This is a genomic window from Sphingobacterium sp. NGMCC 1.201703, from assembly GCF_047784615.1.
Lineage (GTDB): Bacteria > Bacteroidota > Bacteroidia > Sphingobacteriales > Sphingobacteriaceae > Sphingobacterium.
The window spans coordinates 273,994-290,015 of the sequence record NZ_JBLOHD010000010.1; the positions used below are offsets into that span (position 1 = coordinate 273,994).

A 16,022-nucleotide genomic window follows, 5' to 3' on the forward strand; every position below is an offset into this window, starting at 1 on the left:
AGCGCAAAGGGACTAAAGGCATGCGGAACATATAAGCGATGTAATTTCTATAAATAAGGATTTACGGAAGCTTTTGATGGTATTCCTTGCCCTTGGATCATGGTTTTTCGATAAATACCCAGGGCTCTTTATGAGGAAAGTTTTGATCGTGGATATTCTAAAATCCACGATAACTAAGACTCTATTTGTTGCAGGGGCAGTAAAATATGGAATGTCGTGCCTTCACCCTCCGTTGTCTCAAAATATATCTGCCCATTACTCGCTTCAATAGTTTTCTTCACAAGCACCAAGCCAAGACCATTTCCAGAACTTTTTGTCGTAAAGTTGATCTGGAATATTTTATCTTTCATTGCTTCAGGAATGCCATAGCCATTATCTTTGACATCTATTTTGACAAATTTATCGGAGTATCGTTCGATAGAGATGTCTATCTTCATGTTTTTTCGTCCATAACCTCCTTCAATGGCATTTTTTATCAAATTATTGAACGTGCGCAATAACTCATTTCCATCTGCCTTAACAATTAAGGTTTTCTGATCAGCGTTATTTATTAATCGGATATTGACATTTGGTGTGTTATCGTATACTGATATCGACTTCGTTATCTTCTCCACAATATTAATATTTTCCATTACTGTCGTTGGAAATTTTGCAAAATGAGAAAACTCCGAAGCGATTTGTGTTAAAGCATCGATTTGTTCAATAAATGAAGTTGAGAATTTATTGAAGCGATCTGGGAATCTCGGATCATCATCTTTGTATGATCTTCTGAGCTGCTGTATGCCTAATTTCATTGGCGTTAGCGGATTTTTGATCTCATGTGCAATCTGCTGAGCCATTTCCCGCCAGGTCGATTCACGTTCGGTATCCTTTATTTTATTGGCGTAGTCTTCCAGCTTGATGATCATGAGGTTGTACTCTTTGATCAATGTACCTATTTCGTCATTTCGTTGCCAGAATAAAGGTTCGTTGGGTTGTCCTAATCGTAATTGGGATATTTTTTTACTGATTATACTGAGTGGATTGGTAACACTATTGGCCACGAAAGTTGCATAAAAACCAAAGCCAATGATAATGAGTGAATAAATATTGACAATGGTGTTTAATAATAGATTTTTATTGATATTCTCTTCTTTTTGAAGGGAGAAGTTCGGGATGCCGATATAGGCCAATGTACTATAATCTTTGTCTCTTATTGTGGCATAACTCGTCTCAAACTGGAACGTTCCGATACGCTCATCTTCTATTGTTTCTGATTTTTTGAGTAGGGAGAGGTTTTTGAGCGCTGCCGGATTAATAAATGTGGAGAAAAGTTCCAGATCATAAATTCTGCGCTGGGAACTATAGAGTAACCTGCCCGATTTTGAGTATAAGTTGAAATCCTTGGATATTGTTTCCGATAAAGTCTTTAGAATACTAATAAGCTGATTTTCATTAGAAACCTGGTCGGTATAAGTCAACATATTTTCCATCCGTTTACCTAGCTCGATGATAAAGCGCTCTTTGCTATTTCTGTTATTGTTGTAAAGCTGTTTATTTATGCTGATATATGAAATTACAGCTGATATCAGAATGGCTAATATAACCGAAGAAATAATAGAGGTCTGAATACGTGTAGAATACTGTATTTTGTTGATGATTTTATAGAACTGATATTTTAAGTTACGGACGGTAAGTTTCGTATTCTTGAGAAAGATATAAAATGATGTCGCATAATGGAAAACCATGAAGATCATGAAAAAAATCAAAAACAGAAAGGAGGTTGTAGCTATATAATCCCAGAAAGAAGGCTTTTGTTTACTAATGATATAAGTTGAAAAGCTATTAGCCACATACGCAATGTGCAGGTACGAATCTCGATCCAGTATTTCAATATATTTTCCTGGTGTAGCATTTAATCCCCGGAGGTTATTTTCATACGTATATTTTCCAAACTGGGTAACCAACGAACCACCCTTATACAAAGCAATCGAATAGTCGTCCTTATTATAGTATTGCGAATTATTAATCCGCATATCTGTTAATATCTCGGGATAGGGTACCGTGTAGCTAAAATCCTTATTTGAAAGATTGATGATTACGTTGATGATCCTATTTTGATCAATTGCCACTGGAATGATCGAAAAGTATTCATGGGTTCCCAGTTCAGCACTGGCACGGTAGAAATTTTGAGTAACTTTTATCGACTTGTTGATTACTTTTTCCCTATACTCATTAATTCTGTTTTGATCATTTGGATTTATTGGAATATTATTCTGATTATAGTAATAGGCCTTAAATTCATATTTGGAGAGGTATCCACTAAAGTATTTCTTCTTGATGAAGTCATTGATTCCCTCTGTATTGGTATTGGGAAGACTGATGTTAAAGAGGTGTTTTAATTCTTTATCATTGGAGATACCACTTTCAATGTCCGAAAATAGTGAAACAGCATTTAGATCGTCTTCTGACTGTAGATTGTTCAATAATATCTTCATGTCAATAAGATCCCGTTCTTGGTAGAAACGTGCATGAGTAATTGTACTTATGATAGCCCAAAGAATCAAAACAGCAATGTAGTTCGTCAATATATGCCTGTCGAAATATTTCTCGCCAAAGGATTTTATTAGAATAATTAAAGCTAAAAGCAGATTAACAAGGCTGTTTTTTTCAATGTAGATTGAAATAACGAGAATGACAAAAATGACACTTGCTAATTGAATATTTAATAGTTGGGTGGGCTTTAATTCTAACTTTTTAAGAAAGAATAATACGAGGTCAATATAAATACTCAATGCTAAAATCCCCATGCCAACGATACCAAGATCCACCCAGCTTAGGAAATGTAGATCAACGAGTTTGGTAAAGTCAAAATAGATATTATTTGAATGGGTAATTAACGTACCGGCTATATCATATAAAAGCGCAAAGAATAAGTATATACTTAGGACAAATCCAATCGCAATAGGGAGTTTAAAGATCCGGAGGGCTTTTATTTTATCGAAATTGAGTTCTTTACGAATAGAATAGATAAATAGTATGAGCCAGAGGATCAATATTGTGGTTGATAAAACGGACCAAATATTAGGGAAGAAGCTATTGTAAGCATAGTTGCGGGAATCGAATATAGCGAACGTCGCATTTTCAGAAAGCAAATTCCATTTCAGATCCGCGAATTTGACAAGAATAAATACGCCTGCGAGTAGTGCTACCGCTGCCCAAGCTCTTCTGGTCTTAGCCATGTGTAGACAGAGGCTATTGAAGAATATCAATAGAGCAATCCATGCCAGTAACCAGCAGAAGAACTGCAAAATGGTATAGATATTTTCGTGATCACCTTCTTTGAGCTTAACGGAAAACAGATAGGATCCCTCCGAACTATAGATATTTTTGATTGCAACCGTATCGGTATAAGATGCAATGTCAATATTTCGTGTGTCGAAGAAATTTCGTCGTAAAGAAGAGTTTAAATACGGATTATTGTTATTGGTATAAGGCTTAACAAGGACATAGGCAAGTATACTTATATTTCCAATTGTTTTTTTACGAACGATGTAGGAACGATTATCATCCTGTACAAAATTGGACTTTTCCAGAAAACCCTGATCAGTAATGGGAACAAATAAATGTGTGCTCCACATTTTCGGTTCGTGATCCTTAAATAGGAATAGATAAACCTTTTCATCATTTTTATACCTTTCAAAAGCTTGATAGACAGCTATAGGATATTGATCGTAATTCTTGAATGTTTTTAGCAGCAGTGAGTCCTTAAAAATGCGGTCTACTTTTTTCTCTTGTTCGGTTATATAATCATTGAGCGATTTTGTATCAATATCAAGTATTTCTTTATTTGTAACAGATTCTTTGATGGTGATCGCTGTTCCTATAAAGCAAAGTGTTAAGATCAGTAGTAGTAAACGAATTTTTATACCAGAATTCACGTGAGTCAATTTACATTATTGTAAATATAAAAAAAAGTCCTTGCTTTCTTAGGGCAAGGACTTTTATATTATTTTATGCTAAACGCGCTATTATGCGTGTGGTTCTTCTTGTCTGAAGATTTTAGCAGTCAAATACTCGCGGTTTAAACGAGCGATATTCGTTAATTTAATACCTACCGGACATTCTGCTTCGCAAGCACCGGTATTCGTACAGTTACCAAAACCTTCAGCATCCATTTGATCTACCATTGCTTGTGCACGTTCGTAACGCTCAGTTTGACCTTGAGGTAACAATGCGAATTGAGATACTTTAGCCGAAACGAATAACATTGCAGAAGCATTTTTACAAGCTGCAACACAAGCACCACAACCGATACATGTAGCCGATTCGAAAGCTTCATCAGCAATACGTTTAGGAATAGGAATTGTATTGGCGTCAGGAACACCACCTGTATTGATATTTACATATCCACCTGCTTGTTGAATGCGGTCAAAAGCCGTACGATCAACTGCTAGGTCTTTCAACACTGGAAATGCCGCAGCTCTCCAAGGTTCGATGACGATCGTCTGTCCATCGTGGAAGCTACGCATGTGTAATTGACATGTTGTCGTACCTTCTTTAGGACCATGTGGACGACCGTTGATAACTAATGAACACATTCCGCAGATTCCTTCACGACAGTCGTGATCGAAATATACAGGGTCTTCACCTTTACGTGTCAATTCCTCATTCACAATATCAAGCATCTCTAAGAAAGACATATCATCAGCGATGTTATTTGCCTGATAAGTTACAAATTGACCTTTATCTTTATCATTTTTTTGACGCCAAACTTTCAGCGTTAAATTCATATGTTGTGCCATGATAATTTTCCTTCTTATTTATAACTTCTTTGTGTTAACTGAACGTTTTCGAATACCAAGTCTTCCTTGTGTAATTGCTCTGGTACATTGTCTCCTTTGTATTCCCAAGCAGATACATAAGCGAATTCCTCGTCATTACGTTTTGCTTCACCTTCTTCAGTTTGGCTTTCCAGACGGAAGTGACCACCACAAGACTCAGCGCGTTGCAATGCATCCACAACCATTAATTCACCCAATTCCAAGAAGTCTGCTACACGGCCAGCTTTCTCTAAAGAAAGATTTAATTCTTCGTTTTCTCCAAGAACTCTAACATTCGTCCAGAATTCTTTTTTCAATTCCTGGATCAAACCTTGTGCTTTTTGTAATCCTTCAGCTGTACGAGCCATTCCACAATATTCCCACATGATGTGGCCTAATTTTTTGTGGATATCATCAACAGTTTGTGTACCATTTAATGATAACAATTTGTTGATTTTTGCTTCGACCTCTTTACGTGTAGATTCGAATGCAGGATGGCTGTGATCTACTGGTGCGAAAGAACCTAATTTAGCAAGGTAATCACCCACAGTGTAAGGAATAACGAAATAACCATCAGCAAGACCTTGCATCAATGCCGAAGCACCTAAGCGGTTCGCACCGTGGTCAGAGAAGTTACACTCACCTAATGCATACAAACCAGGGATTGTCGTCATCAAGTTGTAATCAACCCATACACCACCCATTGTATAGTGAACCGCAGGGTAGATACGCATTGGTTGTTTATAAGGGTTTTCGTCAGTGATCTGGTAGTACATGTCAAATAAGTTACCATATTTAGCACGTACAGCATCTTCGCCTAAACGACCGATCGCTTCTTTGAAATCCAAGAATACCGCGAAACCAGTTTTACCAACACCACGACCATCATCAACAGCTTCTTTTGCATTACGTGATGCTACGTCACGAGGCACTAAGTTACCGAATGAAGGGTATTTACGTTCCAAGAAATAATCTCTGTCGTCTTCTTTGATATCATTGGCTTTGATTTCGCCTTTGCGCAACTTCTCAGCCATTTCCTGAGTCTTAGGAACCCATACACGGCCGTCGTTACGTAAAGACTCAGACATCAATGTCAATTTGGATTGATGATCTCCAGTTACAGGAATACAAGTTGGGTGAATTTGCGTGTAACAAGGGTTAGCGAAGTAAGCACCACGTTTGTGCGCTCTCCAAGCTGCTGTAACGTTACATCCCATTGCGTTTGTAGACAAGAAGAATACGTTACCATAACCACCAGTACACATCAATACAGCATGTGCTGCATGTGTTTCAACCTTACCCGATACCAAGTCACGAGTTACGATACCTTTGGCATGACCGTCGATCATGACCAAATCCAACATCTCATGACGCGTATATGATTTTACTTTTCCTTTTTTGATTTGACGGTTTAATGCTGAATAAGCACCCAACAATAACTGTTGTCCAGTTTGACCACGTGCGTAGAATGTACGGCTTACCTGTGCACCACCGAAAGAACGGTTGTCCAATAAACCTCCGTATTCACGCGCAAAAGGAACACCTTGTGCAACACATTGGTCAATGATGTTTACAGATACTTCGGCCAAACGGTAAACGTTTGCCTCGCGTGAGCGGTAGTCACCACCTTTGATTGTATCGTAAAATAAACGGAATACAGAGTCACCATCATTTTGGTAGCTCTTTGCCGCATTAATACCACCTTGAGCCGCAATAGAGTGCGCCCGACGAGGTGAATCTTGGTAACAGAAAGTAATTACATTATATCCTAACTCAGCTAAAGATGCTGCCGCGGATGCACCAGCAAGACCTGTACCAACAACGATAATGGTAAATTTACGTTTGTTAGCAGGGTTAACCAACTTAAGATTAAATTTATGATTTGACCACTTTTGGGCTAATGGGCCCGCTGGTACTTTTGAATCTAACATATCTCTTAATTTTATATTGAATCATAAGGCCTAAACCTTATCTTAAAAGATTCTGAATTATTTAAAGAAGAAAAACAATGGCATTATTGCAAAGCCAATTGGAATTAATACTCCAAATACCCAAACTCCGATTGCTCTGATAATTCCAATATATCTTCTGTGGTTAAAACCTAAAGTTTGGAACGCGGACTGGAAACCGTGAATTAAGTGGAATGCCAAAGCCGCCATTGCAATAATGTATAAAGCGACTAAAGCTACATTTTTGAAGGCAAAGTCAACTTGTTTGTACAAATCTCTTGCTTTCAAGATTTGAACATTGTTTTCTACCGTTTCTTGGTAGTCGTGGAATTCAGAAGCTTGAAGTTCTCTCGCTGTTGTCTGTCCAGTTGCCAAATCAGTACGGTATTCGATGTAAGGTACCTGATCATTGTGAAACTTCCACCAAAAATTTGACATGTGCGTCGCTAAGAATACTAAAATGACAGTACCTAAGATACCCATGTTGCGTGAATTCCACTTACTGTTTGCTTGACCATCATATTTGGCATAACCAATAGGACGGGCGGCTTTGTTTTTCATCGACAATGTAATGGCGTAGATGACGTGAACGATGACCGAAGCGTACAATAAGTAAGAAACAACTTTGATTGGTGTAAAGTGAGTCATGAAATAAGCGTATTTGTTGAACGCTAGACCCGCATCATCTTTAAATAATTGCAAGTTACCAACCAAGTGAACAACTAGGAATAAACATAGGAAGATTCCTGTTAAGCTCATGATTAGCTTCTTCCCAATCGAAGAACTGAAAACTGGCTTTGATTTACTCATTATCCTTGTAATTTAATTTTAATTAGGCAAATCTACTATTTGCTATTAAATATGATACCATTTTGACAAGAAAAAGCAATAATTTAGAACGGTTCTAAAGTTTTTTAAAATAAAAAGTCCGTTTTGAATAAAAACGGACTTTTTGCTCGTATATGTACTCGAGTTAGCGTGCTATAGAATACTGAATAATCTATAGCCTAAACCGATACTCCACATGTTGATTTTTGGATTTGCCTGGCTTTCGTTATTAACTTTGTTTAAACCCATTTCATAACGTAAGTCTACACGCAAGCTTGAGATATCAGCACCAACACCAAATGCCCAAGATGTGCCACTTTTCTTGTAGTTATTTGGGTCTAAGTTAGCAATTACCTTATCTTGTTTATCATCTACTTTAAATGAAAAGATTGGACCGGTTTGGATTCGCGCGCCAATCGGGCCTAAACCAAAACGTTTACCTAATAACACAGGAATATCAACAGTTGTAAATTTAACGTCAGTTGATTCTCCTTCAGCATTAGTTACTTTTGTATTTTTTCCTGTTAAATAGACCTCAGGCTGAACGTGAAATCCTAAAACGCCAACACGGCCATAAAGACCTGCCTGATACCCTGCTTTATTGTCGGAATTGAAATATTTGCCATCACTTTTAAACTTAGAGAAGTTTAAAGCTCCTTTTAAACCGACCTCAAAGCCAGGTAAAAGCTGTGCTTGAGCAGTTGCTATGCTACCACAAATTAAGAGTAATGCTGGTAAAATCTTTTTCATAATCTTTTATTTATGTATATATTGTATCTTTAAACAAACTTTTACAAGTTTGGTAAAGATATACAAATTTTATACCTAAATCATAGTTATGCTGAAAATTAACGAAGACCAATGGCAGGTTGCCAAAGAAAAACTCCGTCGCAAGTACAACCATCTAAGTGATGAGGATCTGGCTTTTCAGGCAGGTGAGGAAGATAAATTGATCAATAGACTCTCGTCGCGTTTAAGACGCAAGCCCTCTTATATAATATTTACAATTGGTAAGGAAATTCAAGATATCAATAGCAATAGGTTATGAGTGATACCATTAGTTGGGCAGATTTTGAAAAAGTAGATTTACGGGTCGGAACCATTTTGGAGGTGCAGGATTTTCCAAAAGCTAAAAAGCCGGCTTATCAATTAAAGCTTGATTTTGGAAGTGAAATTGGTATATTACAAAGTAGTGCCCAGATTACAGTACATTATAGTAAGGAAGAACTGGTCGGAAAACAGGTTGTCGCAGTGGTGAATTTTCCAAGGAAACAGATTGCCAATTTTTTCTCCGAGTGTTTGGTAACGGGTTTTGCAGATGAAAACGGGGATATTATTTTGACTTCTGTGGACAGAAAATTACCAAATGGGTCGAAACTTAGTTAAGTTTGTGGCATGACATTTATAGATTTTGAAGGAACACAATTAATCGATAGCGACGAGTCATTTATGCGCATGGCGCTAAATGAGGCAAAGAAAGCTTTTGAAGAGGGGGAGGTTCCTATTGGTGCTGTTATCGTTCATAAAGGACGTATTATCGGTAAAGGGCATAATCTCACACAGCGATTGAATGATGTAACGGCTCATGCTGAAATGCAAGCCTTTACAGCAGCAGCAAATTATCTTGGTGGAAAATATCTGGACGACTGCACGTTATATGTGACCATAGAACCCTGTATCATGTGTGCTGGTGCAGCATATTGGACACATATCAGTAAAATTGTCTATGGTGCCAAGGATGAAAAGCGGGGTTATTCTCATTTCCATGATAAAATATTACACCCCAAGACCGTCGTTACCCAAGGTGTTTTGCAGGATGAATGCGCCGATTTGGTAAAATCATTTTTTCGTCAAAAACGTTAACGAAATATAGAATTTATTGTAACACATAAAAACATAACAGGCTATATTGTGTTATATTTGTATATATAAACGAAGTAATAAACATTTAAAATAAAATAGATATGGCATTTGAATTAGAAGCGTTACCATACGCAGCCGACGCATTAGAACCACATATTGACAAGACTACAATGGAAATCCACCATGACAGACACCATCAGGCATACGTGGACAACTTAAATAAAGCTATCGCAGGAACAGATGCAGAGAACTTATCTTTATTGGATATCATCAAGAATGTAAGTAAATATTCTGCAGCGGTTCGTAACAATGGTGGTGGCCACTATAACCACTCTTTATTTTGGAAAGTTTTGGGGCCAAATGCTGGAGGAGCTCCAACAGGTGAATTGGCAGAAGCAATCAATGCTGCTTTTGGTTCATTTGATGAATTGAAAAAACAACTTCAAGCTGCAGGTGCTACACGTTTTGGATCGGGCTGGGCATGGCTGATCGTAGGAGCTGATGGTAAATTAGCGGTAACTTCTACACCAAATCAAGACAATCCATTGATGGATGTTGCTGAAGTAAAAGGAACACCAATTTTAGGTATTGATGTTTGGGAACATGCATATTACTTGAAATTCCAAAATAAACGTCCAGCTTATTTGGAGGAAATCTTTAATGTAATCAATTGGGATGCCGTAGCACAAAATTATGCTGCCGCAAAATAATTGACCATTTTGATAAGTACAAAAGGAAGCGACAATAAGAATTTATTGTCGCTTCTTTGCTTTAAGGGATATAGGGGTAATACGGTATGTGTTTTTGCAATTTATTGCCGGATATATGAAATACAGAGGTTTACACACAAATCGCTGTCAGGATCCTTTATCCATCCACAAAGTAATGATATATGCCTATGAAAGATATTATTATAGTTTTTACAGCTATTTTTTTGTTGAGTTCCTGTCGTGCTCAAGAGCCGAAGGCTGGGAAATCGGATTTTTCTAAACTACCGGCAAAAAGTGTAGGAAGCTTAGATACAGCAACCTTTGCTGCAGGTTGTTTTTGGTGTACCGAAGCTCAGTTTAAGGAGTTGAAAGGCGTACAGAAAGTTGTTTCCGGATATACAGGTGGATGGGTAGCCAATCCCAGCTATGCTCAGGTGTGTACAGGCAATACGGGGCATGCAGAAGCGACCAATATTATTTATGATCCGAAAGTGATCAGTTACGACAAATTATTGGAGGCCTTTTTTGTCGCGCACGATCCCACGCAACTCAACCGTCAGGGGAATGATGTGGGAACACAATACCGCTCAGCGATATTCGTCCATAGTAAGGAGCAGCTGGATAAAGTACAGTTTTATATCGCGGCTCTAAATAAGGAGAAAGTTTATAACGATCCGATTGTAACAGAGGTTATGCCAGCAGTGGTATTCTATCCCGCAGAGGACTATCATCAAGATTATTATAGGTTAAATGGGAAGGAACCATATTGTCAATTGGTTATTAAACCGAAATTGGAAAAATTTAAACGTATCTTTTCCAAGGTGCTCAAAGAAGGAGAGTAACTTTGGGTATTCGTAAAATTTAAGGTAATTTTACTCTTGTTAGCATCATTTAGTGTGATTCTAAAAAGTTGAATAATAAATAATTGTAATATGTCTAAAGGATTTTTTACAGTTCCTGTTCCTGCAAATGAACCGGTGTATACTTACGCTGTCGGAACGAAAGAACGTAAATTGTTGAAAGCAGCAATTGATGAAGCACGTTCGAAACAAATCGATATCCCAATGTATATTGGTGGTAAAGAAATCACTACTTCTAAAAAAGTAAATATAGCTCCTCCACATGACCATCAACATATCTTAGGTCAATACAACCAAGGCGACAAATCTCATGTAACAGACGCAATCAATGCTGCTTTGGCAGCTAAAAAGAACTGGGAAAATCTCGCGTGGGAAGATCGTGCAGCGATATTCTTGAAAGCGGCTGAATTGATTTCAGGGAAATACCGTTATGAGTTAAATGCAGCAACAATGTTGGGTCAGTCAAAGAACCCATATCAAGCTGAAATTGACTCTGCTTGTGAGATTGTGGATTTCTTGCGTTTCAATGTACAATACATGAGCGAAATCTATAAGCAACAACCTCCGGTGTCGGGAAAAGGTGTGTGGAACCGTGTTGAACAACGTCCTCTTGAAGGCTTTGTATTTGCATTGACACCGTTCAACTTTACTGCGATCGCAGGTAACTTGCCATCTTGTGTTGCGATGATGGGAAATGTTGTGGTATGGAAGCCATCCAATACACAAATCTATTCTGCAAATGTGCTGATGAAAATCTTCCGTGAAGCCGGGCTTCCTGATGGCGTCATCAACTTGGTGTATGTTTCGGGACCAGATGCTGGTGATGTGATTTTCCAACATCCTGATTTTGCTGGTATCCACTTTACGGGTTCAACAGGCGTATTCCAAGATATCTGGAAAACGATCGGTGATAATATCCACCGTTATAAAACCTATCCACGTATCGTCGGTGAGACAGGTGGTAAAGATTTTATTGTTGTACACCCTTCGGCGGATCTAAAAGCTGCGAATACGGCTTTGGTTCGTGGAGCATTTGAATATCAAGGTCAAAAATGTTCAGCAGCCTCGCGTGCGTATATTCCTAAATCATTGTGGCCAGCATTGAAAGAGTCAATGACTAATGATGTGAAGTCATTTACAATCGGTGGAACTGAAGATTTTACAAACTTTATCAACGCGGTTATCGACGAGAAATCATTTGATAAATTAGCGAAATACATTGACCGTGCGAAAGAATCCAATGAGGCAGAGATCGTAGTTGGCGGTACTTATGATAAGTCCAAAGGCTATTTCATTCACCCAACGATCATTGAAGCTTCAAAGCCAGATTACGAAACAATGGTTGAAGAATTGTTCGGTCCCGTATTGACTGTGTATGTATATGAAGACGCTAAGTTTGAGGAAACATTGGATATCGTTGATACAACTTCTATCTATGCATTGACTGGTTCAATTATCGCACAAGATCGCTATGCCATTAATTTAGCTACTGATAAATTAAGACATGCAGCGGGTAACTTCTATGTGAATGATAAATGTACTGGTGCTGTAGTAGGACAACAACCATTTGGTGGAGCGAGAGGTTCAGGTACAAACGACAAAGCTGGATCTATGATCAACTTGTTGCGTTGGGTGTCTCCACGTACGATCAAAGAAACGTTCAATCCAGATACGGATTACAGATACCCTTTCTTAGAAAAAGGCGAATAAAATAATGGAATTATCCTGCAGGGACGGTAGCTATAGCTTGGTTTCAAGCGCTATCGACGGTAGCAGATACATTCAACTAACAAAGGCACTCCACATAACGGAGTGCCTTTGTTATTTTTTAAACTGTCCCAGTTCAGTTCCATCGTCTCGGGTCATCCGGATAGCCAGTGATTTGGCAGATCCCGAAATATCGATAACGGTCCTTTTTCCAGCTTTTGGGCCACCGCCTATAAATACGGGATAATTATGGTCTTTATCCGCCGGATAGTATCCATATTGGTGCGTATGGCCGGAGATCATTGCATCTATTTTATACTTCTGAAATAATGGATGGAAGCATTCCCGGTTATGCAATGTACCATGCCATTCGTCTGAATGGAATATGGGGATATGGCTGATCACCACTGTATGTTGAGCAGACTTTCGTTCTTTGGATTGTAATACGGTTTCCAGCCACTTCGCCTGTTCTTTTCTGTAATTGTCGTAATCTACAGTACCCGCATATACCTCATGGCTGTCAGGTTTATCCTCACCACTATCTAGCATAATCCAAAAAATAGGTCCCCTTTTGAACGCTTGGTAGTATTTATTGTTGGGATAAGCGAAATACCGTTTGAAATTGCGGGCAAAGGAACCTCTCGTTTCATGGTTTCCACGGTTCATAATGAATGGTTTGCTTGTCGCAATGAATTCGATAGGCTTCAGTAGTTTTTCTGTAATGTCCTCCTGATTGCTCACATAATGAAAAGAGTCTCCATTTAAGACAAAGAAATCATAGATTGAGCTGTCTTGGTTAGGGACAAGGTCGCGGTAGCTGCTTTTTTCTTCGTGCACATCATTATAGACCAAACAGCGAATTTGTTCCTGGTTGTTTTTCGCTAGTTTTGCTTCAAAGATGGGCGTTTGGATTTCTTGCACATAGACGATCTTATAGGGATCAAATTTTTGAATTTCTTTCGCTTTGATGCGATAGCGGAATGATCGGGGAGCCTCTTCGACAGTAAAATGAAAGAAATCTGTATTTGCATTAATCATACCATCTTCGGATTGGTGGATCGTTTGCTGTACATTACCTGCACTATCAAGGATTTCCAGCCAAGCTAGCGCTGGTTTGCTCAAGATCGTAAAAATGCTGATTCCTTTCTCCGTCTGATTCTGTAAATAAGCCGGTACTATAAAATTAAAATCTCCTTCCAGATTTTCTTTTTCTTTAGCGACGCCTATATTGGGTAATGTAATTCCGGCCAGTGCTAGCGCTTCTAAAAATCTTCTTCTATTAAAATTCATAATGGGTTATTTAATGTCGATTTCAACATATAAAGGTCGATGGTCACTCGCATATTTCTCTTCAATCACACGGTGGTTGAAGAATTTTGGATGTGATGATGTATTGACCATAATATAGTCTATTTCAGTACTAGGCCTGTCCTGTGGAAAAGTAAAGCCGTTTTGGCTACTCGTTTTTGTGAATAGCATGCCAAGCTCTTTAATCGCGGGGTCGGTGGGTTTGGAGTTTAAATCGCCGACCAAGATAATAGGTCGTTTTTCATTTTTGAAGCGGGAAGTAATGAACTTTGCCTGAGCAATTTTGTTTTTATCTTTTAGATCCAGGTGGGTATTTGCGAATAAGATCTTCTTATTGTTGATACGTACTTCAACAATGGATAAGCTTCGGCGTTCGCTTTCGACAGGAGAGGGTAGAAAATGTTTTTCTACCCTTTCTATCGGATATTTCGATAATATTGCTGTTCCATATTCACCTTGTTCGAGATCTATTCCTTTTGAGAAGATGTAGTGCATTCCCGTCAATTCAGCTAGTTTTTTTGCTTGATCCTCGTTGTAGGAACGCCCTAGGTTGACATCAATTTCCTGCAAACCGACCAGGTCAGCGCTGCTATGTTTTATAATTTGAGCGATGGTATCGAGATTGACTACAGATTCCTTTTCTGAAGGTGGATTCCCATGGTGAATATTGAAGGAAAGTACGCGGATTTTTTGTGCACTGAGATGGAATACTGATCCAAAAAGGATCAAAAGAAATGCAATTAGCTTACGGTTCATTTTTCAAAGTTAAGTTTAGAATGAAGTCAGCGATTTATGTTCGCTCGGCTAAAAATACTAAAATCTTAGCGTACAAACTTGAAACTTTGTACATGTAACAAAATAATCATTTAAATTTAAACGGAGCTTGTTGAGGGGGAGGGGTAAAAAAATAGCCATCCTAAAAAGGATGGCTACCTACATTATACTAATTTTTACAGCAACTAGTCTTCATTTTCCTCTACGTGAAGCATAGGATCTTCGCCTGTTACTTCCGCACGGATTTTTGCCTCTAGTTCATCCATTAGATCTGGATTGTCAAACAATAGGGCTTTTACAGCATCTCTACCTTGTCCTAATTTGGTTTCACCATAGCTAAACCAAGAACCCGCTTTTTTGATGATACCATATTCAACACCCAAGTCGATGATTTCACCAACTTTTGAGATACCTTCACCAAAGATGATATCAAATTCCGCAATACGGAATGGAGGTGCTACTTTATTTTTTACAATTTTAACTTTTACACGGTTACCAGATACCTCATCAGAATCTTTGATCTGTGATGTACGACGGATATCCAAACGTACAGAAGCGTAGAATTTTAATGCGTTACCGCCAGTTGTTGTTTCTGGGTTACCGAACATTACACCAATTTTTTCACGCAATTGGTTGATGAAAATACAACAACAGTTTGTTTTGGCAATTGTTCCGGTCAATTTACGTAACGCTTGAGACATTAAACGGGCTTGAAGACCCATTTTTGAATCACCCATTTCCCCTTCAATCTCACCTTTAGGTACTAATGCTGCTACAGAGTCAATTACAATGACATCAATTGCACCAGAACGGATTAAATTGTCGGCAATTTCTAACCCCTGTTCACCATTATCCGGTTGAGAAATTAATAAGTTCTCAACATCAACGCCTAGCTTTTGTGCGTAATATTTATCAAAAGCGTGTTCCGCATCAATAATTGCTGCAATACCGCCTTTTTTCTGTGCTTCAGCAACAATGTGTGTTGCTAATGTCGTTTTACCCGAAGATTCAGGTCCGTATATTTCAATGATACGTCCTTTTGGAACACCGCCAATACCCAAAGCAATATCCAATCCTAATGACCCTGTTGAAATCGCCTCAATAGGCTCAACAGCTGTATCTCCTAATTTCATAATTGAACCTTTTCCAAAGTTCTTTTCTAATTTATCTAACGTCAGCTGTAACGCTTTTAATTTATCTGTGTTGCTCATATTTTTAGTA

14 protein-coding genes are annotated in these 16,022 nt (G+C 38.3%); 6 read left to right on the forward strand and 8 right to left on the reverse strand.

The genetic code is table 11. The annotated features are described in order from the left end of the window. Positions 1–173: 173 nt before the first annotated feature. The 5 genes from ACK8HY_RS19895 to ACK8HY_RS19915 form a co-directional block, all read right to left on the reverse strand. Positions 174–3,920: a HAMP domain-containing sensor histidine kinase gene (locus tag ACK8HY_RS19895; RefSeq protein ID WP_077438092.1), complete on the reverse strand. Its 3,747-nt coding sequence runs from the start codon at positions 3,918–3,920 to the stop codon at positions 174–176. A 90-nt stretch (positions 3,921–4,010) separates the two neighbouring features. Then, positions 4,011–4,784, reverse strand: coding sequence for a succinate dehydrogenase/fumarate reductase iron-sulfur subunit (locus ACK8HY_RS19900; protein WP_175992101.1), 774 nt, complete (start codon positions 4,782–4,784; stop codon positions 4,011–4,013). A gap of 14 nt (positions 4,785–4,798) precedes the next feature. Beyond that, positions 4,799–6,733: a fumarate reductase/succinate dehydrogenase flavoprotein subunit gene (locus ACK8HY_RS19905; protein WP_077438091.1), complete on the reverse strand. Its 1,935-nt coding sequence runs from the start codon at positions 6,731–6,733 to the stop codon at positions 4,799–4,801. A gap of 57 nt (positions 6,734–6,790) precedes the next feature. Beyond that, entirely contained in the window at positions 6,791–7,561 is a 771-nt protein-coding gene (locus tag ACK8HY_RS19910; RefSeq protein ID WP_077438090.1) for a succinate dehydrogenase cytochrome b subunit, read from the reverse strand. Between the two features lie 171 nt (positions 7,562–7,732). After that, positions 7,733–8,329: a porin family protein gene (locus ACK8HY_RS19915; protein ID WP_077438089.1), complete on the reverse strand. Its 597-nt coding sequence runs from the start codon at positions 8,327–8,329 to the stop codon at positions 7,733–7,735. Positions 8,330–8,417: 88 nt separating this feature from the next. On the opposite strand from ACK8HY_RS19915, the gene ACK8HY_RS19920 reads away from it, so the two are divergent. From ACK8HY_RS19920 to pruA, 6 genes are all read left to right on the forward strand, one after another. Further along, positions 8,418–8,627, forward strand: a complete 210-nt coding sequence (locus ACK8HY_RS19920) for a hypothetical protein (RefSeq protein ID WP_077438088.1) — start codon at positions 8,418–8,420, stop codon at positions 8,625–8,627. Continuing rightward, positions 8,624–8,965: a tRNA-binding protein gene (locus ACK8HY_RS19925; RefSeq protein WP_077438087.1), complete on the forward strand. Its 342-nt coding sequence runs from the start codon at positions 8,624–8,626 to the stop codon at positions 8,963–8,965. Before ACK8HY_RS19920 ends, ACK8HY_RS19925 begins: the two co-directional genes overlap by 4 nt. Positions 8,966–8,974: 9 nt before the next feature. Further along, positions 8,975–9,442, forward strand: coding sequence for a nucleoside deaminase (locus ACK8HY_RS19930; RefSeq protein WP_077438086.1), 468 nt, complete (start codon positions 8,975–8,977; stop codon positions 9,440–9,442). 101 nt (positions 9,443–9,543) lie between these two features. Further along, positions 9,544–10,152 (forward strand): superoxide dismutase, encoded by a 609-nt coding sequence (locus ACK8HY_RS19935; RefSeq protein ID WP_077438085.1) that lies wholly within the window; start codon positions 9,544–9,546, stop codon positions 10,150–10,152. Between the two features lie 188 nt (positions 10,153–10,340). Then, positions 10,341–10,994, forward strand: a complete 654-nt coding sequence (gene msrA / locus ACK8HY_RS19940; RefSeq protein WP_416134561.1) for a peptide-methionine (S)-S-oxide reductase MsrA — start codon at positions 10,341–10,343, stop codon at positions 10,992–10,994. A 90-nt stretch (positions 10,995–11,084) separates the two neighbouring features. Beyond that, the gene (gene pruA, locus ACK8HY_RS19945; protein ID WP_077438083.1) at positions 11,085–12,722 is read left to right on the forward strand and encodes an L-glutamate gamma-semialdehyde dehydrogenase; all 1,638 of its coding nucleotides are present in this window, start codon (positions 11,085–11,087) and stop codon (positions 12,720–12,722) included. A 111-nt stretch (positions 12,723–12,833) separates the two neighbouring features. On the opposite strand, the gene ACK8HY_RS19950 is transcribed toward pruA, so the two are convergent. From ACK8HY_RS19950 to recA, 3 genes are all read right to left on the reverse strand, one after another. Next, positions 12,834–14,009, reverse strand: a complete 1,176-nt coding sequence (locus ACK8HY_RS19950) for a metallophosphoesterase family protein (protein ID WP_416134562.1) — start codon at positions 14,007–14,009, stop codon at positions 12,834–12,836. A gap of 6 nt (positions 14,010–14,015) precedes the next feature. Beyond that, positions 14,016–14,783: an endonuclease/exonuclease/phosphatase family protein gene (locus tag ACK8HY_RS19955; RefSeq protein ID WP_077438081.1), complete on the reverse strand. Its 768-nt coding sequence runs from the start codon at positions 14,781–14,783 to the stop codon at positions 14,016–14,018. Positions 14,784–14,986: 203 nt separating this feature from the next. After that, the gene (gene recA / locus ACK8HY_RS19960) at positions 14,987–16,012 is read right to left on the reverse strand and encodes a recombinase RecA (protein WP_077438080.1); all 1,026 of its coding nucleotides are present in this window, start codon (positions 16,010–16,012) and stop codon (positions 14,987–14,989) included. Positions 16,013–16,022: the final 10 nt, after the last annotated feature.

Excerpts from the sequence above, each read along its gene's own strand:
- ACK8HY_RS19935 (WP_077438085.1), top strand. The coding sequence starts at position 9,544 with ATGGCATTTGAATTAGAAGCGTTACCATACGCAGCCGACGCATTAGAA.
- ACK8HY_RS19910 (WP_077438090.1), bottom strand. The coding sequence starts at position 7,561 with ATGAGTAAATCAAAGCCAGTTTTCAGTTCTTCGATTGGGAAGAAGCTA.
- ACK8HY_RS19925 (WP_077438087.1), top strand. The coding sequence starts at position 8,624 with ATGAGTGATACCATTAGTTGGGCAGATTTTGAAAAAGTAGATTTACGG.
- ACK8HY_RS19920 (WP_077438088.1), top strand. The coding sequence starts at position 8,418 with ATGCTGAAAATTAACGAAGACCAATGGCAGGTTGCCAAAGAAAAACTC.
- ACK8HY_RS19900 (WP_175992101.1), bottom strand. The coding sequence starts at position 4,784 with ATGGCACAACATATGAATTTAACGCTGAAAGTTTGGCGTCAAAAAAAT.
- pruA (WP_077438083.1), top strand. The coding sequence starts at position 11,085 with ATGTCTAAAGGATTTTTTACAGTTCCTGTTCCTGCAAATGAACCGGTG.
- ACK8HY_RS19955 (WP_077438081.1), bottom strand. The coding sequence starts at position 14,783 with ATGAACCGTAAGCTAATTGCATTTCTTTTGATCCTTTTTGGATCAGTA.
- ACK8HY_RS19930 (WP_077438086.1), top strand. The coding sequence starts at position 8,975 with ATGACATTTATAGATTTTGAAGGAACACAATTAATCGATAGCGACGAG.
- ACK8HY_RS19915 (WP_077438089.1), bottom strand. The coding sequence starts at position 8,329 with ATGAAAAAGATTTTACCAGCATTACTCTTAATTTGTGGTAGCATAGCA.
- msrA (WP_416134561.1), top strand. The coding sequence starts at position 10,341 with ATGAAAGATATTATTATAGTTTTTACAGCTATTTTTTTGTTGAGTTCC.
- ACK8HY_RS19950 (WP_416134562.1), bottom strand. The coding sequence starts at position 14,009 with ATGAATTTTAATAGAAGAAGATTTTTAGAAGCGCTAGCACTGGCCGGA.
- recA (WP_077438080.1), bottom strand. The coding sequence starts at position 16,012 with ATGAGCAACACAGATAAATTAAAAGCGTTACAGCTGACGTTAGATAAA.
- ACK8HY_RS19905 (WP_077438091.1), bottom strand. The coding sequence starts at position 6,733 with ATGTTAGATTCAAAAGTACCAGCGGGCCCATTAGCCCAAAAGTGGTCA.